This window comes from Microbulbifer regidiadema (SeqCode) (assembly GCF_052467605.1).
Map to the genome: position 1 here is coordinate 3,856,192 of NZ_CP174316.1, position 21,677 is coordinate 3,877,868.

Annotated in this window: 21 protein-coding genes; 12 read left to right on the forward strand and 9 right to left on the reverse strand. The window is 53.7% G+C overall.

The features are described from left to right. The first annotated feature begins 42 nt into the window (after window positions 1–42). The 4 genes from ACJJIF_RS17485 to ACJJIF_RS17500 all read left to right on the forward strand — a co-directional run bounded on the left by ACJJIF_RS17485 (window position 43) and on the right by ACJJIF_RS17500 (window position 2,653). Complete coding sequence (locus ACJJIF_RS17485; protein ID WP_444929569.1) at window positions 43–1,047, forward strand: DNA-directed RNA polymerase subunit alpha; 1,005 nt, start codon at window positions 43–45, stop codon at window positions 1,045–1,047. Between the two features lie 123 nt (window positions 1,048–1,170). Further along, window positions 1,171–1,557: a 50S ribosomal protein L17 gene (gene rplQ / locus ACJJIF_RS17490; RefSeq protein WP_108731671.1), complete on the forward strand. Its 387-nt coding sequence runs from the start codon at window positions 1,171–1,173 to the stop codon at window positions 1,555–1,557. 70 nt (window positions 1,558–1,627) lie between these two features. Further along, the gene (locus ACJJIF_RS17495) at window positions 1,628–1,885 is read left to right on the forward strand and encodes a YeaC family protein (protein ID WP_444929570.1); all 258 of its coding nucleotides are present in this window, start codon (window positions 1,628–1,630) and stop codon (window positions 1,883–1,885) included. 132 nt (window positions 1,886–2,017) lie between these two features. Beyond that, a complete protein-coding gene (locus ACJJIF_RS17500; RefSeq protein WP_444929571.1) occupies window positions 2,018–2,653 on the forward strand; it encodes a hypothetical protein in 636 nt (211 codons plus the stop codon). A gap of 52 nt (window positions 2,654–2,705) precedes the next feature. Here ACJJIF_RS17500 and ACJJIF_RS17505 read toward each other — a convergent pair whose 3' ends face one another. The 5 genes from ACJJIF_RS17505 to uvrA all read right to left on the reverse strand — a co-directional run bounded on the left by ACJJIF_RS17505 (window position 2,706) and on the right by uvrA (window position 10,056). Further along, on the reverse strand, window positions 2,706–4,160 hold the full coding sequence (locus ACJJIF_RS17505; RefSeq protein WP_444929572.1) for a pectin acetylesterase-family hydrolase: 1,455 nt from the start codon (window positions 4,158–4,160) through the stop codon (window positions 2,706–2,708). A 346-nt stretch (window positions 4,161–4,506) separates the two neighbouring features. Continuing rightward, window positions 4,507–5,484, reverse strand: a complete 978-nt coding sequence (locus ACJJIF_RS17510; protein WP_444929573.1) for a 5-oxoprolinase subunit C family protein — start codon at window positions 5,482–5,484, stop codon at window positions 4,507–4,509. 12 nt (window positions 5,485–5,496) lie between these two features. Next, window positions 5,497–6,225, reverse strand: coding sequence for a 5-oxoprolinase subunit PxpB (pxpB, locus tag ACJJIF_RS17515; protein ID WP_444929574.1), 729 nt, complete (start codon window positions 6,223–6,225; stop codon window positions 5,497–5,499). Next, the gene (gene pxpA / locus ACJJIF_RS17520) at window positions 6,222–6,965 is read right to left on the reverse strand and encodes a 5-oxoprolinase subunit PxpA (RefSeq protein WP_444929575.1); all 744 of its coding nucleotides are present in this window, start codon (window positions 6,963–6,965) and stop codon (window positions 6,222–6,224) included. Before pxpA ends, pxpB begins: the two co-directional genes overlap by 4 nt. Window positions 6,966–7,230: 265 nt before the next feature. Next, complete coding sequence (gene uvrA, locus ACJJIF_RS17525) at window positions 7,231–10,056, reverse strand: excinuclease ABC subunit UvrA (protein ID WP_444929576.1); 2,826 nt, start codon at window positions 10,054–10,056, stop codon at window positions 7,231–7,233. A gap of 159 nt (window positions 10,057–10,215) precedes the next feature. Between uvrA and ACJJIF_RS17530 the strand changes: the two genes are divergently transcribed. The 4 genes from ACJJIF_RS17530 (at window position 10,216) to ACJJIF_RS17545 (ending at window position 14,523) form a co-directional block, all read left to right on the forward strand. Further along, entirely contained in the window at window positions 10,216–11,622 is a 1,407-nt protein-coding gene (locus tag ACJJIF_RS17530; protein WP_444929577.1) for a mannose-1-phosphate guanylyltransferase/mannose-6-phosphate isomerase, read from the forward strand. Between the two features lie 90 nt (window positions 11,623–11,712). Then, window positions 11,713–12,864, forward strand: coding sequence for an MFS transporter (locus ACJJIF_RS17535; protein WP_444929578.1), 1,152 nt, complete (start codon window positions 11,713–11,715; stop codon window positions 12,862–12,864). A gap of 171 nt (window positions 12,865–13,035) precedes the next feature. Beyond that, window positions 13,036–13,659, forward strand: a complete 624-nt coding sequence (gene ssb / locus ACJJIF_RS17540; RefSeq protein WP_444929579.1) for a single-stranded DNA-binding protein — start codon at window positions 13,036–13,038, stop codon at window positions 13,657–13,659. A gap of 15 nt (window positions 13,660–13,674) precedes the next feature. Further along, window positions 13,675–14,523 carry a sugar nucleotide-binding protein gene (locus tag ACJJIF_RS17545; RefSeq protein ID WP_444929580.1) on the forward strand — a complete coding sequence of 283 codons (849 nt, stop codon included), beginning with the start codon at window positions 13,675–13,677 and terminating at the stop codon, window positions 14,521–14,523. 59 nt (window positions 14,524–14,582) lie between these two features. On the opposite strand, the gene fabB is transcribed toward ACJJIF_RS17545, so the two are convergent. Continuing rightward, window positions 14,583–15,806: a beta-ketoacyl-ACP synthase I gene (fabB, locus tag ACJJIF_RS17550; RefSeq protein ID WP_444929581.1), complete on the reverse strand. Its 1,224-nt coding sequence runs from the start codon at window positions 15,804–15,806 to the stop codon at window positions 14,583–14,585. Window positions 15,807–15,873: 67 nt separating this feature from the next. Next, on the reverse strand, window positions 15,874–16,398 hold the full coding sequence (gene fabA, locus ACJJIF_RS17555) for a 3-hydroxyacyl-[acyl-carrier-protein] dehydratase FabA (protein ID WP_444929582.1): 525 nt from the start codon (window positions 16,396–16,398) through the stop codon (window positions 15,874–15,876). 318 nt (window positions 16,399–16,716) lie between these two features. Here fabA and galU point away from each other — a divergent pair, with 318 nt between their 5' ends. Beyond that, entirely contained in the window at window positions 16,717–17,568 is an 852-nt protein-coding gene (gene galU, locus ACJJIF_RS17560; protein ID WP_444929583.1) for a UTP--glucose-1-phosphate uridylyltransferase GalU, read from the forward strand. After that, complete coding sequence (locus ACJJIF_RS17565; protein ID WP_444929584.1) at window positions 17,565–18,911, forward strand: phosphohexomutase domain-containing protein; 1,347 nt, start codon at window positions 17,565–17,567, stop codon at window positions 18,909–18,911. The genes galU and ACJJIF_RS17565 overlap by 4 nt, the downstream gene beginning before the upstream one ends. Before the next feature lie 63 nt (window positions 18,912–18,974). On the opposite strand, the gene ACJJIF_RS17570 is transcribed toward ACJJIF_RS17565, so the two are convergent. Next, window positions 18,975–19,604: a hypothetical protein gene (locus ACJJIF_RS17570; protein WP_444929585.1), complete on the reverse strand. Its 630-nt coding sequence runs from the start codon at window positions 19,602–19,604 to the stop codon at window positions 18,975–18,977. A 260-nt stretch (window positions 19,605–19,864) separates the two neighbouring features. After that, window positions 19,865–20,827, reverse strand: a complete 963-nt coding sequence (gene ispB, locus ACJJIF_RS17575) for an octaprenyl diphosphate synthase (protein WP_444929586.1) — start codon at window positions 20,825–20,827, stop codon at window positions 19,865–19,867. A gap of 249 nt (window positions 20,828–21,076) precedes the next feature. Here ispB and rplU point away from each other — a divergent pair, with 249 nt between their 5' ends. Together rplU and rpmA are read left to right on the forward strand one after the other, a co-directional pair. After that, window positions 21,077–21,388 (forward strand): 50S ribosomal protein L21, encoded by a 312-nt coding sequence (gene rplU / locus ACJJIF_RS17580; RefSeq protein WP_282934588.1) that lies wholly within the window; start codon window positions 21,077–21,079, stop codon window positions 21,386–21,388. Window positions 21,389–21,405: 17 nt separating this feature from the next. Beyond that, a complete protein-coding gene (gene rpmA, locus ACJJIF_RS17585) occupies window positions 21,406–21,663 on the forward strand; it encodes a 50S ribosomal protein L27 (protein ID WP_073277572.1) in 258 nt (85 codons plus the stop codon). Window positions 21,664–21,677: the final 14 nt, after the last annotated feature.

The following is a 21,677-nucleotide window of genomic DNA, read 5'->3' on the forward strand; positions in this document are numbered from 1 at the left end:
ATTAGTCCACTTTAAGGAATGCAACTGTAAACAGGTATGGCTATGCAGACTGCTGTCAACGAGTTTTTGACACCGCGTCGTATTGACGTCACCGAGTACAATCCGAATCACGCCAAAGTGATTCTGGAGCCCCTGGAGCGTGGCTTTGGCCACACTCTTGGCAATGCGCTGCGTCGCATCCTGCTGTCCTCCATGCCGGGCTGCGCCGTCACCGAGGTGGAAATCGAAGGTGTCGAGCACGAGTACAGCGCGATCGAAGGTGTGCAGGAAGATGTAATTGAAATCCTGCTCAACCTGAAAGAAATCGCCGTTGTTATGCACGGTAAGGATCAGGCGGTATTGAGCCTGAGCAAAAAGGGCCCAGGTGCAGTGACTGCTGGAGATATCCAGGTAGATCACGACATCGAGATCGTTAATCCTGAGCACGTGATCGCCAATATTACTGGTGATGTCGAGCTCAACCTGCGTCTCACTGTAGCGCGCGGTCGCGGCTATCAGCCCGCCGATGCTCGTCGTGACGAGGAAGAGGAAAGTCGTGCAATTGGCCGTCTGCAGCTGGATGCTTCATACAGCCCAGTGCGTCGCGTTTCCTACAGCGTGGAAAGCGCGCGTGTAGAGCAGCGCACCGACCTGGATAAGCTGGTTCTGGACCTGGAGACCAACGGTACCCTGGACCCGGAAGAGGCAATTCGTCGCGCCGCCACTATCCTGCAGCAACAGCTCGCAGTATTTGTGGACCTGGAAGGCGAGAAGGATGCACAACCGAAGGCTGAAGAGCCGGAAGTTGATCCGGTACTGCTGCGCCCGGTAGACGATCTGGAGCTGACTGTACGTTCGGCTAACTGTCTGAAAGCGGAAAACATCTACTACATCGGTGATCTGATCCAGCGCACTGAAGTAGAACTGCTGAAGACGCCGAATCTTGGTAAGAAGTCTCTGACTGAAATCAAGGATGTACTGGCTTCCCGCGGTTTGTCCCTGGGTATGCGCCTGGAAAACTGGCCGCCGGCCAGCCTGAAAGGCGACAGCAAGTTAAGCCCCCTGTAAGCATTTGGTAGTCGCGGCGATGCTGCGACTAGTAGAAAGAACCCGAGCGGTGCTACAGCTTAGCGCGACACCGCTCCAGAACGACCTGCTGTGACAGCAACTTAGGTCGTAAGGAATTGAGTCATGCGTCATCGCTATAGTGGCCGTAAATTCAGCCGCACGAGCGCTCACCGCAAGGCCATGTTCAAGAACATGAGCGCCTCTCTGGTGGAGCACGAACTGATCAAAACCACACTGGCCAAAGCCAAAGAACTGCGCCGCGTTGCCGAGCCGCTGATCACTCTGGCTAAGAAAGACAGTGTTGCTAACCGCCGTCTGGCTTTCGCCCGTATCCGTGATAAGGATGCTGTGCGCAAGCTGTTCGACGAGCTGGGTCCTCGTTACGAAGCCCGTCCCGGTGGTTACATCCGTATCATGAAGTGCGGTTTCCGCGCTGGTGATAAGGCGCCGATGGCATACGTTGAGCTGGTAGACCGTCCTCAAGTAGAAGACGAAGCTGCTGAAGCTTAAGCGTTGCTAGTTAGCGCTACGGAAGGCCGGTCTTAGACCGGCCTTTTTTTTGCGGTAAGGAGATTTTTGTATGTCTTTTGAGCAGTTGTTAAAACGTTTGAACCCGGAGATTGTGGGTAGCTTAAAGCGGGCTATTGAGCTTGGAAAATGGCCCAATGGTGTTGTGCTAACCTCTGAGCAACGCAGCCTCTGTGCAGAAGCCGTTTCCAACTGGGAGTCCGCCAATCTACCGAGGGAGCAGCAGGTGGGTTATGTGGCGCCAAAGACCAAGGATGAGCCCTGCGTGGGCAAGAAAGATGATGAGCAGGCTGTAAACTGGGTTGGCTAGTTGATGCTGGGGAAGATATTGACGCGCCGTTCATTGGAGCGGGCGTTATTTCCTTTTATGCCCTTCCATTTCTCTGCTTAGATAGTTAGCGATAGGCAAATATATAATTTCTAATTTGCTCGGTAACTAATTATGAAGAAACTAATTTTTCTTGTTGGGGTGGCAGTCCTCGCCGTTGTAGCGGTCGATCACTACGATATTGATGTGCGCTCAGGCGTGGAGAAAGTGCGCGATATAATAAAGCCGCTAAAAGATGACAGTGGCTCAGCACAGAATATTTCTGACAGTATGCCCCAGCCACAGCTGGAAAATGCTGAAGACGAAGAGCTGTTAAATCACCCCCGTGTTCAAGCTTATCTGGATCGGGAGAGTGTGAAGCAGGCACTGAAGGATTACTTTGCCGGCTTGGGGGAGTTCTCCGCTGAAGAGGCCTGGGATACCATTGAAAAAATAGAGCGGGAAGCGCGTGTTAGCGCCTCCGAAGCACTCTCGATGAAATTGGCCTGGCTGGAAAAAAATACTCCAGACCGAACTGAATTTATCCGCCGGGCAGAAGCGCTATTTAATGTTTATCGGGATAAAGCGCAAATAGCCATTAGGGATTACGATCCCGCTGCCGAGGAGCCCGGTTTTTCCTCCTATAAGGCTATGGAGCGCTCTATCGTCGAGGAGGTTCAGCAGATGACGTCCTTTCCCGAGGGTATGAGCAAGGATGAATACTTGCGCAAGCGCCTGCAGGAAGCTCGCGAGTCTGTATATGGCAGTTAATTTTCCAAAGCGCTGCCAGTGAGTTGCTGGCAGCGCTGAACTTCCATTCTTACTACATAAATAAGGCGATCAGGTCATAGAACCAGTTAGTGTTATTCTCATAGTCTGAGACGTCGTCTGTTTCGTAGGCCCGAATCATCCCGCCGCCGTTATGATTGATAATATTGTCGAGAAAATCCTCTAGCTCAAGCCCGTGCTCAGCAATCTCACCATAGTTTAAATCGATAATGGTGGTGCAGTGGCTCTCATTGAGGTTGCGGAACATGGGGAAGTAATAACCCCAGTTGCTGGTTTGCTCCAATAGTGGAATCAAGTTTTCATGGGTGTCTTTTTGCCAGCGCTGGCGCAATTTATTCAGGCGGGATTCTGCATCTGGATCATTGTAAATATCCTCATAGAATCTTTCGTAAGAGTAAGACGAGAAGTTCCCGTCAGCAAGAAAGTGGGTAATACCCAGGCGGTCAGCGGGGAATTTGTTGGATAGGGCTGCATAAATGGATGCTAATTCATTGGCCTCAAATCCGGGAGTTATTGCCGAGAGCATGGCGATAGGGTTTTCTGCGCTGGGATTACTGCTCGGCGTGTAGGTTGTCCAGGCGCTGATTACCTCCTTATGCAGTGGCAGTGAGGGGAATGTGGCGCTGTCTTCGCCATCGAGGGGAGCCTGGTAAAGAGGGCCGGAATCGTCGAGCAGATAACCGTAGTCAACGTCCATATCCTCGCGCAGTTTTGAATAGTTTAGCAGGGCGCCAATACTGCCCGCGCTACATCCCGTCGCGAGCATTTGTTTGGGCTTCTGTAAATTATTCTTGACCCAGGATGTTACAGCTTGCACATTGCGTAATCCATTGTGGTGCCAGATAAGATCTGGGTTTTCGCCGCTACTATCTGCGTATATTTCTGTTTTATCCCCGACATAAATGTCCCCGGTGCAATATGGGACATAAACCATATTCCATTCACCGGTTTTGTATTGGTCGTAGGGGTGGTGAGTGTAAATTAAGGGGGAGACCCCGGCAGTGGCAATGTTGTCGAGATTGGTGAAATCTAACAGGTGTACATTGCTGAGGTAGTCGTCGGGAATGCCATTGGGATTGCGGGCGCCGCGAATGCCGGTTTGCCCTGAACAGCTCTCATAATCCCAGCAGGCGCCACCACCTTCAAAGTAAAAAATAGTGTTGCTGGTATCGGGAACCCGATGAACAAAAAACTTATAGGCTGAACCGTTTCCACACATGGCGCCAGTGCTGGCAGGGACATCAATTTTTTGCCAGGTATTATAGTCTGCGGGATCAAAGTCATCATCGAAGTCAGGGTCGTCCATTGTTAGTGGGTACATTCCCTGAGTTTGTTGTGAGGTTACCGGTTCGTCGGCGCTGGGTGGATTGAGTAAATGTTTGAGAGTTGTCCAAAAGTTATAGTCGCCTGGTTCTGCATGGGCGGCCGTGCTGATAAGTAGTGAGATCGATATGAATATCGAGATAAAACTGCGGAGAATTTTTATCATTATTAGTCCCCTGTCGGTATTGTTGGTTTTCTCTTTGGATTGCGATTCCCCGCTCCTGAATTTATTGCCTGGAGTTTTACCTGCTCCCTTTGATTGGGCGGTGGAGTGCGCCAATCCAAATCGCTGTTTGGGTAAAGCGTAATGAGGTTAGTTAACAATATTGTTTTGGTCTAGCAGGATAAGCTTAAAAACTTGTTGGTCACAATTTTTTTGATGTACGTAGAACGCTGTTCAAAATTATTTCTGTTTGCCGGAATTTACTCGCATATTTTGGCGCAATAGTTTCTTGTGTGGTTTGGGGCGCCTGATTGGGGAAATATAGAGCCAGTATTTTTTATTGTTGGGGTTAAATATATAGAGGTTCTTTTGATTGGAATCCTAGACTGCACTGTAAGTCATTTAATAATTTCTGCTTCTGTTTGAGGATTTCCTGTGCTTCTTCAATGCTGATTTTTTGAAAGGCTATTTTGTCTGTGGGGGATAGCTGGCCCAGACGGTGGAGTTCTGATTTTATAATATGACCTATTCGGGGATAGCCACCAATAGTCTGTCCTTCAATAAATGAGATGATAGGGTTTCCATCCGCCGGCACCTGAATACTGCCGGGGTAGAGCCCAGATGATCGCAGCTGCTCTTTGCCGGTTTTAATATTATAGGGGGCGCAGTCGCTTTTGCCGGATAGGCGAATACCCATGCGGTTGCTCTGGGGGGATACTGGATAAGTTGACCGGTAGAACTGCTCAATAAACTCCCTGGAAAATAATTTGCTCTCTGCTCCAGGTACTACTCGCAGCTGTAAATTTTTGGAGTAGTGGAGGTGAAACCTTGGCTCGAGGCCGAGCTCTTTTGTCGGGTGAATTTCTTTTAGGGGGATAATCTCTTCGGAGCCTATTGGTCTGCCGTTGTTTGCGCCAAATTGACTAATAATATGGGTTGCCGAGCTGCCTAAAATGTCGGGTGTGTCTATTTTCGCAGAAATTGCAAGGTAAGTTCTTGCGCCAGAGATCGCCTGGGAAATATCTAAGATATCCCCGGATTTAACCTTGTAAGTCCGGAAGTTTTCCAGTGGATTATTGTTTAAGGCACCTCTGAACTGGCCTCCGGCTATAGCGATAGTGAGGTTACATAAAAATTCGATTTTAGGTCCGAGCAGGGTGATTTCAAAAGTCGGATTTCCCAGGGGGTTTTGCAGTAGTAGGTTGGCTATTTTCATCGACAGGGGATCGGCAGCACCTCCCCAGGGAATTCCACAGTGCATCAATCCCGGGCGCCCCAGGTCCTGAATGCTTGTCTGTAACCCCGCGCGAATAAAGCGAATGCCCATAAATTTTCCTTGTTAGGAGAGCTTGTTTTTGGCGCTCTGTGAGAGTTGGTGAAATTGCCGGGTATCTATTGGGTAAAATTCGATTTCATCTAGGGGCGCAGCGATAAAGGGGCAGGGCTTTGCTGGTTGAAAAAGATTGAGCGGTGTCTGGCCAATAATTTGCCATCCGCCCGGTGTGGCCTGGGGGTAGATACCGGTTTGCTCTCCGCCAATACCCACTGCACCTGTGGGAATTCTTGTTCTGGGGGTTTCTTTTCTTGGGCAGTAGAGCTTTGGGTCAAGCCCGCCAAGGTATAAAAAGCCTGGGGTAAAGCCCAGCATATGCACTAAGTAACGTCGTGCACTGTGCCGCCTGATAATTTCCTGTGGGGATAGTTTGCTGTGCCTAGCTAAAATCTCCAGATCTGGAGAAAAGCCCTCCTCGTAGCATACAGGAATACGCACTATACGAGGCTTGTCGGGGGGTGGGGGAGGGTTGCGGAGAAAATCCCCGATAGTTTTACTGAGTAGTTGGCATAGGGCTTTATACTCCCATAGAGCCGGGCTGAAAATAACGGTCAGGCACTGATATGCGGGAATAATATCGATAATACCTGCTTGATCTTCATCTAACAGCGCTGCTCTTAAGTCGATAATTGTCCGGCTAAGTGCCTTGCTGGGCTGTCCGGGAAAGCGAATATCTACCGCACAATCCCCGTTGGCAATCAGGGTTGGCAGTGTTGGCGGGCTGGAGTGTGTCATCGAACTATACTCACACCATTGGTGTTGAGGTGTTGATAGAGTTGTCTGGCGATAGCGGGCGCCTGGGGGTTATCACCGTGAAGGCAGAGGGTGTCTACGGAAAATAGTAATTTGCCGCCGTGGTAATCTTTAAACTCCAACCCCTTTGCCAGGCAAGTTGCCTGCTCCAGGCACCTTTCTATCTCGCTAATAACCGCGTTGCTCAGTGAGCGAGGCGCGAGTTGGTGGTCGCTCAGATATTGCCTGTCGATAAAGCCTTCGCGAATAAATGCTTTATGGGGGGCGGTGAGCTGCATGGCGCCATTGGCTAAGCCCAAAACCTTTAGAGATGGGTAGCGTTTATTAAATAGGGTGGTGATACTTTTGGCCATTTCTCTGTTTGATTCTGCATCGTTATAGAGAGCGCCGTGTAGTTTGATATGGTCGAGCTTGGCTCCAAGCTGGTGTGCAATATTTTCTAATCGATCTATTTGTTCGCAGAGAGAGTCGAGTAATTTTGTTTGTGGGATGTCTAGCGATTTTCGGCCAAAATTATCCCTGTCGGGATAGCTGGGGTGAGCGCCAATTTTTAAATTATTTTGTAGTGCATTTTCTATAGATCTGGCCATGATAGCTAGGGTGCCGGCGTGACCACCGCACGCTATATTGCAGCGGGAAATAAACGGCATGATTTGAGCGTCCCTATCACAGCTGTGTAAATCCGTACCTTCACCCAGATCGCAGTTGATATCGATATTCACTGTGGCATCCCGATCGTACTAAATTGGAGTTGGTTTAAATGCTAGGGGCCTGTCTATTAAGATGCTTGGTCATTGGGGCACTGGCTTGTAAGTAGGTGGCATAGAAATATGCCAGAGAAATCATAATTGCACTTACCGCGATAACTAAATTCACGTGTTCGCGATTTAAAAGCCTCATATTTTATCGAGTCTGCCTAGTCGTTATTCTTAAATAAATTGATAAGAAAGGGTGCCGAGTTCTAGGTCGGCATCCTCTCTTGTTCAGTTAATCCAGCATTGCTTTTAAGAAACGTCCGGTATGGGAAATATCCATTTCTGCGACGTCCTCGGGTGTCCCTGTGGCAATAATTTGCCCGCCGCCAGAGCCACCCTCCGGGCCCAGGTCTACAATCCAGTCCGCAGTTTTTATTACGTCCAGATTGTGTTCGATCACTACGATAGTATTGCCGTGATCGCGCAGGCGGTGCAGAACGTCCAGCAGCAATTGGATATCGGCAAAGTGCAGGCCGGTAGTGGGTTCGTCGAGGATATACAGGGTCTGTCCGGTGTCGCGTTTGGAGAGTTCGCGGGAGAGTTTTACCCGCTGGGCTTCACCACCTGAGAGGGTGGTGGCGGCCTGCCCCAGTTTGATATAGGACAGACCTACATCCATTAGGGTTTGTAATTTTTTGGCGATTACGGGTACCGGGTCAAAGAACTCTCGGGCATCCTCCACGGTCATTTCCAAAACCTCGTGGATATTTTTACCCTTGTAGTGCACCTCCAGGGTCTCGCGGTTGTAGCGCTTGCCGTGACAGGTATCACAGGGGACATAGATATCTGGTAAGAAGTGCATTTCCACTTTAATTACGCCGTCGCCCTGACAGGCCTCGCAGCGGCCCCCTTTGACGTTAAAGCTGAAGCGCCCGGGTTTATAACCCCGCGAACGGGCCTCTTGGGTGCCGGCAAACAGATCGCGAATGGGGGTAAAAATACCGGTATAAGTTGCCGGGTTGGAGCGGGGCGTGCGCCCGATAGGGCTCTGATCAATATCCACGCATTTGTCGAAGTGCTCCAGGCCGTGTACCGCTTTATAGGGGGAAGCCTTAAGGGTTGTGGCCTTATTGAGTGCTGTGGCGGCGAGCGGGTACAGGGTTGTATTAATCAGTGTGGATTTACCGGAGCCGGATACACCGGTGACACAGGTAAATAATCCTACTGGGATTTCCAGGTCGACATCCTGCAAATTGTTGCCGCTGGCGCCTTCGAGGCGCAGCAGGTAGTCCGGGTCGGGGACGTAACGCTCCTCTGGGACGGCAATTTTCTTTTTGCCGGAGAGGTATTGGCCGGTGAGGGATTTTTTACACTTGGCAATTTTACTGGCGCTGCCCGCTGCCACAACCTCTCCACCGTGGACACCGGCACCGGGGCCGATATCGACAATAAAGTCAGCACTGCGAATGGCATCCTCGTCGTGCTCCACCACAATCACGGTGTTGCCGAGATCGCGCAGGTGGGTGAGGGTATTGAGCAGGCGCTCGTTGTCTCGCTGGTGCAAACCGATGGAGGGCTCATCGAGAATATACATAACCCCCACGAGGCCAGCGCCAATCTGACTGGCGAGGCGGATGCGCTGCGCCTCACCGCCGGACAGGGTTTCGGCACTGCGGTTTAGGGTCAGGTAATTCAGGCCGACATCGACGAGGAAGCGGAATCGATCGCGCAGCTCTTTGAGAATCTTATCGGCAATCTCTTTCTGAGCGCCCTTAAAAGTCAGTTCGTGGTCGAAGTACTCGAACGCATCGCCTACCGGCAGCTCGGTAATTTGCGCCAGGGTACGGTTATCCACAAAGACATGGCGGGCCTCGCGGCGCAGGCGGGTGCCGTGACACTCTGGGCACTTTTGTGTGCTCAGGTACTTGGCCAGCTCCTCCCGAACCGATTGGGACTCGGTATCCCGGTAGCGGCGCTGAAAGTTGGGAATAATGCCCTCGAAGGTGTGCTGGCGCACGGTGACATCGCCGCGATCGTTGACGTAGCTGAAGTCGACTTCTTCGTCGCCACTGCCCTGCAATATAACCTTGCGGTGGGCTTTGCGTAATTTTTTCCAGGGCTTATCCAGATCGAAACCGTAGTGTTCGGCGAGGGAGTCGAGCATGTGGTAATAGTAGATATTGCGTCTGTCCCAACCGCGAATGGCGCCCTCGGAAATACTGCTTTCCGCATCGATAATCACCTTGTCTTCATCGAAGAACTGCTTGACCCCCAAGCCATCACAGCTGGGGCAGGCCCCGGCGGGGTTGTTGAAGGAAAATAGGCGTGGTTCCAGCTCATCCAGTGAATAGTCGCACACCGGGCAGGCGTGGCGGGCGGAGAACAGACGGTCCTCCTGGTCCCCATCCATAAAGCTGATGGAGGCGATGCCGTCGGTGAGATTCAGAGCGGTTTCAAAGGACTCCGCCAAGCGCAGTTGCAGATCTTCGCGCACCTTAAAGCGGTCGACTACCACCTCAACGGTGTGCTTGCGGCGCTTATCCAGCTTGGGGGTGTCGTCCAGGTCGCAGGTAACCCCGTCGATCCGTGCCCGCACAAACCCGTCGCGGCGCAGTTGTTCAAACACGTGCTGGTGCTCACCCTTGCGATCGCGAACTACCGGCGCCAGCAACATAATTTTGCTGCCTTCCGGTAAAGCCAGTACCTGATCCACCATCTGGCTGATCGTCTGGGCTTGCAGGGGTTCGTCGTGCTCGGGGCAGCGGGGTTCGCCGACCCGGGCGAACAGCAGCCGCAGATAGTCGTAGATCTCGGTGATGGTGCCCACGGTGGAGCGTGGGTTGTGAGAGGTGGACTTCTGCTCGATAGAAATGGCCGGCGATAGCCCCTCGACAGTATCCACATCCGGCTTTTCCATCATCGATAGGAACTGGCGCGCGTAGGTGGAGAGGGATTCCACATAGCGGCGCTGCCCCTCGGCGTAGAGGGTGTCGAAGGCCAGGGAGGATTTACCGGAACCGGATAGGCCGGTAATAACGATCAGTTTATCGCGGGGAATATCCAGGTCGATATTCTTCAGGTTGTGGGTGCGAGCACCCCTTACATAAATCGTGTCCACACTCTACCTATATGCTGCTAATACGGGGCCGGGCCTCGGACTTGCTCCGCGCGGGGCGATCACAACTGCGGTGCCGGAAAAACAGTCAAGTATAAACTCGCCACCTGATGTGCGAAAATTGTCTTTCGCAATACCCGACATTCAGGCAGATAGCATTTGATGATTCCTGTGATTCTCTGTGGTGGTACCGGCTCACGCCTGTGGCCACTCTCTCGCGAGGCCTACCCCAAGCAGTTCCTACCCCTTATCGGCGGCGAAACAATGTTGCAGGCGACTGTGCGGCGCCTGGAGGGCATTGAGCAGTTACAGGCGCCGATCCTGGTATGCAATGAAGAGCATCGCTTTGCCGCCGCCGAGCAATTGCAGGAAATCGGCCACGGGGCCCAGTCTATTTTGCTGGAGCCCTGTGCGCGCAATACCGCGCCGGCTATCGCCCTGGCTGCCCTGGCAGCCCTGGAGTCCGGCACAGACCCCTTGCTGTTAGTGCTGCCGGCAGATCACGCCGTTGCCAATGAGGCAAACTTTCAAGAGTCTGTAGAGTCGGCTCGAACCCTGGCGGAGCAGGGGCACCTGGTGACCTTTGGCATTGTGCCGACCCGGGCGGAGACCGGCTACGGCTACATTCGACGCGGGGATAACTTGGCGGCAACGGCCTGGAAAGTGGCGGAGTTTGTCGAAAAACCGGACGCTGAAACCGCAGAGTCTTACCTGGCATCCGGTGATTACTCCTGGAACAGCGGTATGTTCCTGTTCCGCGCTTCCCGCTATCTGGAGGAGCTGGAGCGATACCGTGCGGATATTCTCGCGGCCTGTCGCAGTGCCTATCAGAGCGCCGTCCGGGACCTGGATTTTACCCGGGTGGATAGAGCGGCCTTTGCTGCCTGTGCCGATGAATCTGTGGACTATGCAGTGATGGAGCCGACGGAGTCCGCTGCGGTAGTGCCCATGGATGCGGGTTGGAGCGATGTGGGCTCCTGGCAGGGGCTGTGGGAGCTGGCTAAACGCGATGCCAATGACAACCTGCTCCAGGGCGATGTGTTGCTAGAAGACTCCCAGCGCTGTCTGGTGCGTGGTGAGAGCCGCTTGGTTAGCCTTCTCGGCGTATCCGACCTAGTAGTTGTGGATACCGATGACGCGCTTTTAATTGCCGACCGGCAGCGGGTTCAGGAAGTCAAAAAACTGGTCGGCAAGCTCAAGAGCACTGGCCGCAGTGAGGCCCAAAGGCATCGCAAAGTATATAGGCCCTGGGGCTACTACGATTCGATTGATGCGGGGCCGCGCTTCCAGGTGAAGCGTATCGTGGTAAAGCCGGGTCAGCAGCTATCCCTGCAAATGCACCACCACCGCGCTGAACACTGGGTTGTGGTGCAGGGGACTGCCAAGGTTACCCGGGGCGAAGAAGAGGTCCTGATCACCGAGAACCAATCGACTTATATTCCCCTGGGGGTGGTGCACCGCCTGGAGAACCCCGGCACGATTCCCCTAGAGCTGATTGAGGTGCAATCCGGCAGTTATCTCGGGGAGGATGACATTGTCCGACTCGATGATGAGTACGGTCGCAACTAGCTGTGGATAAAAGTTGTGCTGTTTCCCCTACAGCCGGGAGGCGGCTCACTGTACAATGCGCGCCCTATTTGATGCTGTTCCGGGATTTGCATGAATTCCATTGAGCGCCGTGCCCTGGGTGGGCTGGCTTCCCTGTATGTCTTTCGTATGCTGGGCCTGTTTATGGTCCTGCCGGTTCTCACTGTGTACGGCGAGGGCTATCGCGATAGCACGCCCATGCTGCTGGGACTGGCAATGGGCGCCTATGGTCTGAGCCAGGCGATACTACAAATTCCCCTGGGGCTCCTGTCCGATCGCTGGGGGCGCAAACCGGTTATTTATACGGGGTTGGCGCTGTTCGCCCTGGGTAGCGTTATCGCTGCGCTGACGGACTCGGTTTACGGCCTAATCGCGGGGCGGGTACTACAGGGCTGTGGCGCGATTGCCGCTGCGGTGATGGCGCTGGTGGCCGATTTAACCCGCGATGAAAAGCGCGGTATTGCCATGGCAATTATCGGGGCTTCGATCGGCGTCGCGTTTATGCTGGCGGTGATATTGGGGCCGGCGCTGGCCGGTGTTGGCGGCTTGCCGGCGATTTTCTGGGTGACGGCGGGTCTGGCGCTACTGGGCGGATTGCTGGTCTGGCGTTTGGTGCCGACACCAGAGGTAGCGCGGCGTCCGGCGGTTTATGGCAGCGGCTTCCATAGCGTAGTTAAAAACGGCCTTGTTTGGCGCTTGGTGTCCGGAGCCTTTTTCTCCCACTTGTTGCTCACGGCGCTATTTGTCGCCCTGCCACTGGTACTGGTCGACAGGTTGGAGTGGCCGGCAGATGAACACTGGAAGCTGTATGGGCCGTTAATGTTCGGCACTTTCCTGGTGATGTTGCCGCTGATGAGGGTGGCGGAGAAAAGTGACCGGGTAGCACTCGCACTTAACTTTGCCGGTTTGGCTTTGATCGGTGGCAGTGCGGCCCTGCTGTGTGCAAGCAGCTGGCTGTTGGTTGTCTCGCTGACGGTATTCTTTATCGGTTTCAATCTGCTTGAGGCCCTGCTGCCGGCACAATTGACGCGGAAGGCCCCGGCGGAGGCGAGAGGTGCAGCTACAGGGCTCTACGCGACCCTACAGTTCTTTGGCACCTTTGTCGGCGGCAGCCTGGGTGGCTTGCTATTTGGCTTGGGGGGCGCCTCGGCAGTTGCCGGGCTGGGCTTGGCGGTGCTGCTGGTGTGGATGTTGTTGTGGTGGGCCCTGCGGGATAAGCGTTGAGGTAGTACTTACTAACAGCGAGCCGCTATTGTATCCTACTGGATATAAATACAATATTTGCTGCTGGCGCAATCCTGTGCTGGCGGCGTATCAAAACACTTGATCGTTTAATTGATCACTTAAATAGTTTATTGCCCCGGGTGGAGCCCGGGTCGAGGAGAGGAGAGGGCGATGGCCAGGGGTATTAATAAAGTAATTCTGATCGGTAACCTGGGAAATGACCCGGAAACCAAATATATGCCCAGTGGCGGCGCTGTTACCAATATCAGCTTGGCGACCAGTGAGAGCTGGAAGGACAAGCAAACCGGTCAACAGCAGGAGCGCACTGAGTGGCACCGCGTGGTGTTTTTTAACCGCCTGGCTGAGATCGCCGGTGAGTACCTGCGCAAGGGCGCCAAAGTTTATGTAGAGGGCTCCCTGCGCACCCGCAAGTGGCAGGATAAGAATAGCGGCCAGGACCGTTACACCACTGAAATTGTCGCCAGCGAAATGCAGATGCTGGACGGTCGCGGTGAGCAGGGCGGTTTCGGCCAGGGTATGGGCGGCGCTGGTATGGGCGCAGCTGCGGGTGGTCAGATGGGTGGCCAGTCCATGGGTGGTTCTGGAGGTTTTGACCAGCAGGGCGGCGGTTTCCAGGGTGGCTACCAGCAGCAGGGCGGCCAGGACGCTTACGGACAGCAGGGGCGTACCGCTCCCGCACCGATGGCACCAGCTAACCAGCAGCCCCAGCAACAGCCAAACCAGGCCCCTGCCGGTGGTTTCGATAATAGCTTTGACGACGATATTCCCTTCTGAGAACTGGATTGACCTGTGTCTGAATTGAATACAGGCTATATGCCGGATACCGTCGCCATTATCACTGCGGGCAATGAGATTGACGGCGCGTTGCAGAAGCGATTGCAGCGCGCGGGCTTTCGCATCCAGCAGCTGGCTCCCGGGGAAATCGACCAGTTGAGACCCGGCTCAATAGTGATTAATGCCTCTGCCTGCGCCGATAATCGGGGTATGTCGGAGTCGCTACAGGTGAGTGAGCAGCTTTGTGCGGCGCCCTGTGAGCATATTATTCACCTCTCATCCTGCCGGGTATTCTCCGGCGGTGAGCGCCGCCGCTATGACGAGGATGAACCGGCGGAGCCCCAGTCTTTGAGTGGGCGCGAGTGGCTGGCGTGTGAAGAGGCGTTTAGTGGGTTGCAAAACCTGACGATTCTGCGCTTTGGCTGGATGGTGGATAGTGGCCCCGATGCTTTGCTGGGGCGCATTTTGCGGGATTTTGTCTCCGCTGAGCCCCTGGCCCTGGATGGGAGCGACAGCGGCAATCCGGTGACGGTAGTGGATATGGCCCGTGTTGCCGTGGCCGTTGCCCAGCAGCTTGCCAGCGGCGCTACTGCCACAGGCGTATTCCACTACGGCAGCTCAGACAGCTGTACAGAGATAGAGTTTGCCCTTGAGGTTGTCGAGCGCGCCCAGGCTTTTTACGACGAAGAGCGCCTGGCCCAATTCGCGGCACCTGGGGGTGAGGATGAAAAGCGGGATCGCAGTATTGTACTTTCGTGTGGCAAGTTGCGGGATGTCTTTGGCATTCAGCAGCGCAGTTGGCGACAGGGACTGACACGTCAAGTTGAGCTGTGGCTGGAGCGCTTGCACGCGGCAGCGGAATAGTGTGATTGCTGTTACACGGCCAGTAAAAAGGGCGCCTTGAGGCGCCCTTTTTATTTTGCTCAGATTTTATCGAATATCAGACAGGCATTGGTGCCGCCAAAGCCGAAGCTGTTGGACATAGCCCGCTTCACCTCTGTCTCGCGAAGCTCGCTGACCAGGTCCATTCCCTCGGCAGCAGGGTCGAGGTTCTCTACATTAGCTGATGCCGCAATAAAGTTGTTCTGCATCATCAGTAGGCTGTAGATAGCTTCCTGAACCCCCGCAGCTCCCAGGGAGTGGCCGGTAAGCGACTTGGTGGAGGCAAATGCTGGAACCTTATCCCCAAAGACCTCACGCATGGCTTTTAATTCGGCGATATCGCCCACGGGCGTAGAGGTGCCGTGGGTGTTGATGTAGTCCACCTCGCCTTGCAGACCTTTGCCATCCATGCCGGCCAGGGCCTGTTGCATGCAGCGGGCGGCGCCTTCACCACTCGGTGCAACCATATCGTAGCCATCGGAAGTTGCGCCGTAACCGGTCAACTCCGCATAGATAGTCGCACCGCGCGCCAGGGCGTGCTCCATTTCTTCCAGTACCAGGCAGCCACCGCCGCCGGCGATCACAAAGCCATCGCGATCGGCATCGTAGGGGCGGGAGGCGTGGGTTGGGTTGTCGTTGTATTTGCTCGACAGGGCGCCCATGGCATCAAACAGGTGGGTAAGGCTCCAGGCGAGTTCTTCACCGCCACCGGCAAAGACTACATCCTGCTTGCCCATTTGGATTAGCTCGGCGCCGTGGCCAATGCAGTGGGCGCTGGTGGCACAGGCAGAGGAAATACTGTAGTTGACCCCTTTAATTTTGAAGGGGGTTGCGAGGCATGCGGATACGGTACTGCCCATTACCTGGGGGACGCGGTAGGCGCCGACGCGGCGCACACCTTTCTCCTTCAGGGTATGTGCGGCGTCAATAATCTGCTGGGTGGAGGTGCCCCCGGAGCCCATCACAATGCCGGTGCGCGGGTTGGATACATCGGTCTCTTCGAGGCCGGACATCTCGATAGCTTCGCGCATGGCTATGTAGGCATAGGCGGCTGAATCGCCCATAAAGCGCAGTTGCTTGCGATCGATATGCTCTTTGAAATCGATGTCCACAGGTCCAGCCACATGGCTGCGCAGGCCGAGTTCCCGGTATTCCTCTTGGAAGCGAATACCGCTGCGGCCAGTTTTTAGTGACTCGGTGACTGCTTGAATGTTGGTACCGATACAGGAAGTGATGCCCATTCCGGTAATGACGACCCGACGCATAGTGATCTCCAGCATAACTTGTCGGCAGAGGACAGATGGTTTCTACCGGTATTAGTCTTAAACGAGTTTAAAAATTATCCGTGCGGGTAAATAAGCCTACGCGAAGATCCTTTGCGATGTAAATCTCCCTGCCATCCACAGAGACACTGCCGTCGCCAATTCCCATAACAAGTTTGCGCTCAACAACCCGGCTCATTTGGATATGGTAAGTCACCTTTTTGCTGGTGGGCAGGATTTGGCCTGTAAATTTAACCTCACCACAGCCCAGTGCGCGGCCGCGACCGGGATTGCCTTTCCAGGCTAAGAAATAGCCCAGCAGCTGCCACATGGCGTCCAGGCCCAGACACCCGGGCATTACGGGGTCACCGGGGAAGTGGCAGTCAAAGAACCACAGATCGGGGTGAATATCGAGTTCGGCAATCAGCTCTCCCTTGCCAAATGCGCCGCCATCTTTGGAGACGTGAGTGATCCGGTCCAGCATCAACATATTGGGAGCCGGCAACTGGGCGTTGCCTGGGCCGAACATCTCGCCGCGAGAGCAGGTCAGGAGCTCCTCTCTGGAGTACTCACTTTTTTGTACAAAATTACTCATCATTTCCCCGCTAATGGGTGGTTATGCAATTGACAATGGACATTTTTGCAAGAGCGGGCATTCTAAGGGCTGTGTATCGCTTGTCCAGTCAGTCAGGGCAATTTTTGTGACTGGCGCCAGTGTTGCCTTCACAACTACTGCCTATTTAGCTTATAAACTCCCTTTGCTGGTTTGTTGAATTTTGGCTTTACCTTCGGGAAATTCACACTTTGGGGCAAGTTTATCGGGTTCGTGTGTAAGTGTTCGCATAGCGGCGCTATGATAAGTTGCCATCCCTGCGCGGGGGCGCGCTGATAAAACATTGATTGGGGGAGCATAATGCTCAAAAAATGCCTATTTCCTGTCGCCGGTTACGGCACTCGTTTTCTTCCTGCCACCAAAGCTATGCCTAAGGAGATGTTGCCGCTGGTTAACAAGCCCCTGGTTCAATACGGTGTCGAAGAGGCTATCGAGGCCGGGCTGACCGAGATCGGCTTTGTTACAGGGCGTGGTAAGCGTGCCATTGAGGATCATTTTGATACCAATTTCGAGCTGGAACAGCAAATTGCCGGTACCGGTAAAGAGCGCTACCTGGATTCCGTGCGCCAAGTAATCGACAGTGCGAGTTTCTCGTATACGCGCCAGGGGGAAATGAGGGGCCTGGGAGACGCAATTTTACAGGGACACCGCCTGGTTGGTGACGAGCCCTTCGGAGTCGTGCTGGCGGATGATCTGTGCCTGAATGAGGATATGGGTGTTTTGGCGCAAATGGTCCAGCTGTATAAGCAGTTCCGCTGCAGTATTGTCGCTGTAGAGGAGGTGCCAAAGGAGCATATCCATAAATTTGGAGTTATTGCAGGTAACGAAATTAAACCTGACTTGTACCAGGTTACCGATATGGTCGAGAAGCCCGCCGCAGAAGATGCCCCCAGCAATATGGCAATTATCGGTCGCTATATTCTGACACCGGATATCTTTGATCTGATTCGCGATACTCCACCGGGTAAAAATGGTGAGGTTCAAATTACCGATGCGCTGATGGCGCAGGCCCAGCAGGGCTGTGTGCTGGCCTATGCCTTTAAGGGGCGCCGCTTTGATTGTGGCTCTGTAGAAGGGTTTATCGACGCGACTAACCACGTTTATGAAAACGTGTATCTGCCAGAGCAGGCAGAGGGGGGTAAGGGCCAATGAATGAGCTGACTTGCTTTAAGGCTTACGACCTTCGCGGCCGTGTCCCCGATGAGCTCAACTCCGACGTTGCCTATCGGGTGGGCCGCGCCTTTGCCCAGTTTCTGGGGGCCCGCCGCGTTGTGGTGGGACATGATATTCGTTTGACCAGCGGCGAACTCACCGACGCATTGGTGAATGGTTTGCGCGATGCCGGCGCCGATGTATTCCATATCGGTGAGTGCGGTACCGAAGAAGTGTACTTTGCCAATTTCCATGGGGACTTTGACGGCGGTATTTGTGTGACTGCCAGCCACAACCCTATGGACTACAACGGTATGAAGTTTGTGCGTGAGGGGAGCAGTCCGATCAGCGGTGATACCGGTTTACTGGATATCAAGCGCCTGGCCGAAGAGAACAATTTCCCCGCCGTTGAGCAGCGAGGGAGTTTGCAGCGCTTCGAGCACCGCGCTGATTTCGTACAGCACTTACTGGGATATATCGATAGCACCGCACTGAAGCCACTAAAATTGGTGGTGAATGCCGGTAATGGCGGTGCAGGTGCTGTTGTGGATGTGCTGGCTCCGCAGCTGCCATTTGAATTTGTGCGTGTTCACCACGAGCCCAACGGCAACTTCCCCAATGGAATCCCCAACCCAATACTGATCGAGAATCGCCACTCAACCGCTAAGGCCGTGCGTGAAAGTGGCGCTGATTTTGGCATCGCCTGGGACGGTGATTTTGATCGCTGCTTTTTCTTCGATGAAAATGGCGATTTTATCGAAGGTTACTATGTTGTTGGCTTGCTGGCGGAGGCTTTCCTGGTAAAAAACAGTGGCGCCAAAGTCGTACATGATCCGCGCCTGCTCTGGAATACCGAGGATATTGTCCAGGCTGCGGGCGGGGAGCCGGTGCAGAGTAAAACCGGTCACGCCTTTATTAAGGAGCGTATGCGCAAGGAAGACGCCATTTATGGTGGTGAAATGAGTGCGCATCATTATTTCCGCGATTTTGCCTATTGTGATAGCGGTATGATCCCGTGGCTATTAGTTGCGGAGTTGGTGAGCCGCAGTGGTAAATCGCTATCTCAGCTCGTCGGCGAGCGCATGGCTGCTTTTCCCTGCTCGGGAGAGATCAACTCTAAAGTTGAGGATGCCGCAGCGCTGTTAAGGGCGGCGGAAGAAAAGTATGGCCCCGCAGCTGACAGTGTTGAGCACGTAGATGGGCTGAGCGTTGCCTATCCCGAGTGGCGCTTTAATTTGCGTATGTCAAATACTGAGCCGGTTGTTCGCTTGAATGTTGAATCCCGGGGAGATGAGGTGTTGATGCGGGAAAAAACAGAGGAGCTTCTTCAGCTGATCGGCTGATGCCTTTTTTCTCGTATAAAAAGCCCCGCAAATGCGGGGCTTTTTTGTTTGAGGGCTGTCTGTTTACAGGAGTCGGGTAACAGCCTGGATTGGCCCTTTGGGGGTTTTTAAGTGCTGGGCGTAGATTTGCCACTGGTTGTCAATCCGCACTCCAACGACAGAGGCGTAGTCGGTGTAGTTGTGGTGGTGGGGTTTTAGAGCTGAGCGGCCAAGGGATTTTTGCACCCCGCCGAAAACCCAGAATTTCCCCTGATTGATAACGGCATTGTGCGTGGCTTTGCCATTAAGCCCCTGGTTTTTTCTCGGCCGAATATGGGCAACGACCGGCATATTTGCGTTGTGCCCGCCTATACAGAAACAGCAGTCACTGAGCTGGCCGGTAACCATAATGTCGGCACCGTTGCGCATTTGATAGGGTTCAATGCGATCTAGGGAAAGTTTTTCACTCCAGTCGATCATGCGAATATGGTGAACTTTGACTGTTTGTGGGTCTTCGATAAAAGTCCCATTGGGGTCAAAAGCAAATAACTCGTTGGGTTTATCGTCACCGGACGCGCCCATATTCATGGTATAGGTCCCGAATTGATAATCCATAACTTCGGTTTTTTTACTGCCGGTAATTTTTATGAGATTACTGCCCAAGAATATTTCCGGGTAATTTTTTAGCTGATAAAGCGCAGTAGAGCTTTTCATATCCTGGTCTCTCTATGCTAATTACTTGTGCGCTTGTTATTTTGTGCCTCTGTGGAATTAAAATTGACGCCTAAAATGACAAGCAGGACAAATCGTACCCAAAGTTGGGTGCTTAGTGGAAAATAGGTGCGAATAAAGCTCGTTACTTGGTCAGGAACATCTGCGCTAGGGCTGCTCAGTTGCGGCGCAGCTAGGGGGATTTGCTCTTGGGAATATTTAATTTGCCCGAGCTATTGCGATAGCCCGGGCAGCAATTACTTTTAGACGTTTCTCTCTATGGCAAAGTTCGCCAATTGTTGTAGGGCGGTTTTTTGTTCACTGGTGGGCATAAAGGCCAGCTGTTTTTTGGCATCTTCCACGGCGGCTCGCGCGCGCTCCATGGTGTAGTCCAGTGCACCACAAGCCTCAATGGCCTCCACGATTTCTGTGAGTTTTTCCGCGCTGCGCTGCTCGATCGCCGTTTTTACCAGCAATGCCTGCTCTTTACTGCCATTGGCCATGGTGTAAATCAGGGGCAGGGTGGGTTTGCCTTCCGCCAGGTCGTCACCGACATTTTTACCCAGCTCTTCGGGGTTGCCACGGTAGTCGAGCGCATCGTCAACCAATTGGAAGGCGAGCCCCAGATGGCGGCCGTAGAGCTTCAGTGCGGTTTGCTCCTCGCTTGAACAGCTGGCTAATACGGCCGCCGTCTCACAGGCGGCCTCGAACAGAGCGCCGGTCTTTTTGTGGATAACGGTAAAGTAGTTCTCTTCGCTTACCGCCGGGTCTCCAGCGTTGACCAACTGTTGAACCTCGCCCTCTGCGATGGTGTTGGTGGTCTCCGAGAGAATTGCCATGATACTCATATCTTCCAGGGCAACCATCATCTGGAAGGCGCGGGAATAGAGGAAGTCCCCCACCAGCACACTGGGTGCATTGCCCCACTTGGCATTGGCGGTGAGGCGGCCGCGACGCATGTCAGAGGTGTCCACGACGTCGTCGTGCAGCAGGGTGGCAGTGTGAATAAACTCAATAATGGTGGCGAGATCAATATGGTTCTGGCCCCGGTAACCGCAGGCCTTGGCGCAGAGCAGTACCAGTAGCGGGCGCAGGCGTTTACCCCCGGCCTCAACCAGGTAGTGACCTATATTTTCCACCAGGGGAACGTCCGAGTGCAGTTGGTCGAGGATACGCTGATTAACCGCAGCAAAGTCTTCGGCGGCGACCCGGTGAAAAGGCAGCATGTGAGAGTTCCTTATACGACTAGACAGGGGCCTTCCGGGGGCCGGAGGGCGAAGGGGCGCTATTGTATCAACCCGGCGAATTGATTAGAATCTGCGCCCCGCCAATTGCGGGCTCTTTGCGGCTATTGAGTCGCTATTGGAGCCTTTGGCGAATAGATGTTAAACACACGGCGCAAGCTCCCGAAATGCGGAGCAGTGACTTAATGGTCCTCCCGCTGCTTCGTGTCGTCCTTACCGGAGCATAGAAATATGTACGCTGTTTTTGAGAGCGGTGGCAAGCAACACCGTGTAGAAGAAGGCGAAGTACTTCGCCTGGAGAAGCTGGAAGTAGCAACTGGCGAATCCATCGATTTTGATAAAGTGTTCATGGTTGTCGATGGCGACAAGATCAGCATTGGCGCTCCTGTTGTAGATGGCGCTAAAGTAACTGCTGAAGTGGTAAGTCACGGTCGCGGCGAGAAGGTGAAAATCATCAAGTTCCGTCGTCGTAAGCACTCCATGAAGCGCCAGGGCCACCGTCAGTGGTACACCGAAGTTAAAATCACTGGCATCAAGGCATAAGAGAGGAGTAACGACTCATGGCACATAAGAAAGCTGGCGGTAGTACGCGAAATGGTCGCGATTCCGAGAGTAAACGCCTGGGCGTGAAGCGCTTTGGCGGCCAGTCTGTAGCAGCAGGCAACATCATCGTTCGTCAGCGTGGCACCAAGTTCCACGCCGGTGTTAACGTTGGTATGGGCAAAGACCACACCCTGTTCGCCACTGCGGACGGCGTTGTGAAGTTTGAAGTTAAGGGCCCCAACAACCGCAAGTTCGTTTCTATCGAAACTGCTTAAGCGGTCATTAGCCC

Excerpts from the sequence above, each read along its gene's own strand:
- rplQ (WP_108731671.1), top strand. The coding sequence starts at position 1,171 with ATGCGTCATCGCTATAGTGGCCGTAAATTCAGCCGCACGAGCGCTCAC.
- ACJJIF_RS17535 (WP_444929578.1), top strand. The coding sequence starts at position 11,713 with ATGAATTCCATTGAGCGCCGTGCCCTGGGTGGGCTGGCTTCCCTGTAT.
- ACJJIF_RS17500 (WP_444929571.1), top strand. The coding sequence starts at position 2,018 with ATGAAGAAACTAATTTTTCTTGTTGGGGTGGCAGTCCTCGCCGTTGTA.
- ACJJIF_RS17485 (WP_444929569.1), top strand. The coding sequence starts at position 43 with ATGCAGACTGCTGTCAACGAGTTTTTGACACCGCGTCGTATTGACGTC.
- fabB (WP_444929581.1), bottom strand. The coding sequence starts at position 15,806 with ATGCGTCGGGTCGTCATTACCGGAATGGGCATCACTTCCTGTATCGGT.
- ACJJIF_RS17505 (WP_444929572.1), bottom strand. The coding sequence starts at position 4,160 with ATGATAAAAATTCTCCGCAGTTTTATCTCGATATTCATATCGATCTCA.
- ACJJIF_RS17510 (WP_444929573.1), bottom strand. The coding sequence starts at position 5,484 with ATGGGCATTCGCTTTATTCGCGCGGGGTTACAGACAAGCATTCAGGAC.
- ispB (WP_444929586.1), bottom strand. The coding sequence starts at position 20,827 with ATGCTGCCTTTTCACCGGGTCGCCGCCGAAGACTTTGCTGCGGTTAAT.
- ACJJIF_RS17495 (WP_444929570.1), top strand. The coding sequence starts at position 1,628 with ATGTCTTTTGAGCAGTTGTTAAAACGTTTGAACCCGGAGATTGTGGGT.
- galU (WP_444929583.1), top strand. The coding sequence starts at position 16,717 with ATGCTCAAAAAATGCCTATTTCCTGTCGCCGGTTACGGCACTCGTTTT.
- pxpB (WP_444929574.1), bottom strand. The coding sequence starts at position 6,225 with ATGACACACTCCAGCCCGCCAACACTGCCAACCCTGATTGCCAACGGG.
- ssb (WP_444929579.1), top strand. The coding sequence starts at position 13,036 with ATGGCCAGGGGTATTAATAAAGTAATTCTGATCGGTAACCTGGGAAAT.
- ACJJIF_RS17570 (WP_444929585.1), bottom strand. The coding sequence starts at position 19,604 with ATGAAAAGCTCTACTGCGCTTTATCAGCTAAAAAATTACCCGGAAATA.
- rplU (WP_282934588.1), top strand. The coding sequence starts at position 21,077 with ATGTACGCTGTTTTTGAGAGCGGTGGCAAGCAACACCGTGTAGAAGAA.
- fabA (WP_444929582.1), bottom strand. The coding sequence starts at position 16,398 with ATGAGTAATTTTGTACAAAAAAGTGAGTACTCCAGAGAGGAGCTCCTG.
- ACJJIF_RS17565 (WP_444929584.1), top strand. The coding sequence starts at position 17,565 with ATGAATGAGCTGACTTGCTTTAAGGCTTACGACCTTCGCGGCCGTGTC.
- ACJJIF_RS17530 (WP_444929577.1), top strand. The coding sequence starts at position 10,216 with ATGATTCCTGTGATTCTCTGTGGTGGTACCGGCTCACGCCTGTGGCCA.
- rpmA (WP_073277572.1), top strand. The coding sequence starts at position 21,406 with ATGGCACATAAGAAAGCTGGCGGTAGTACGCGAAATGGTCGCGATTCC.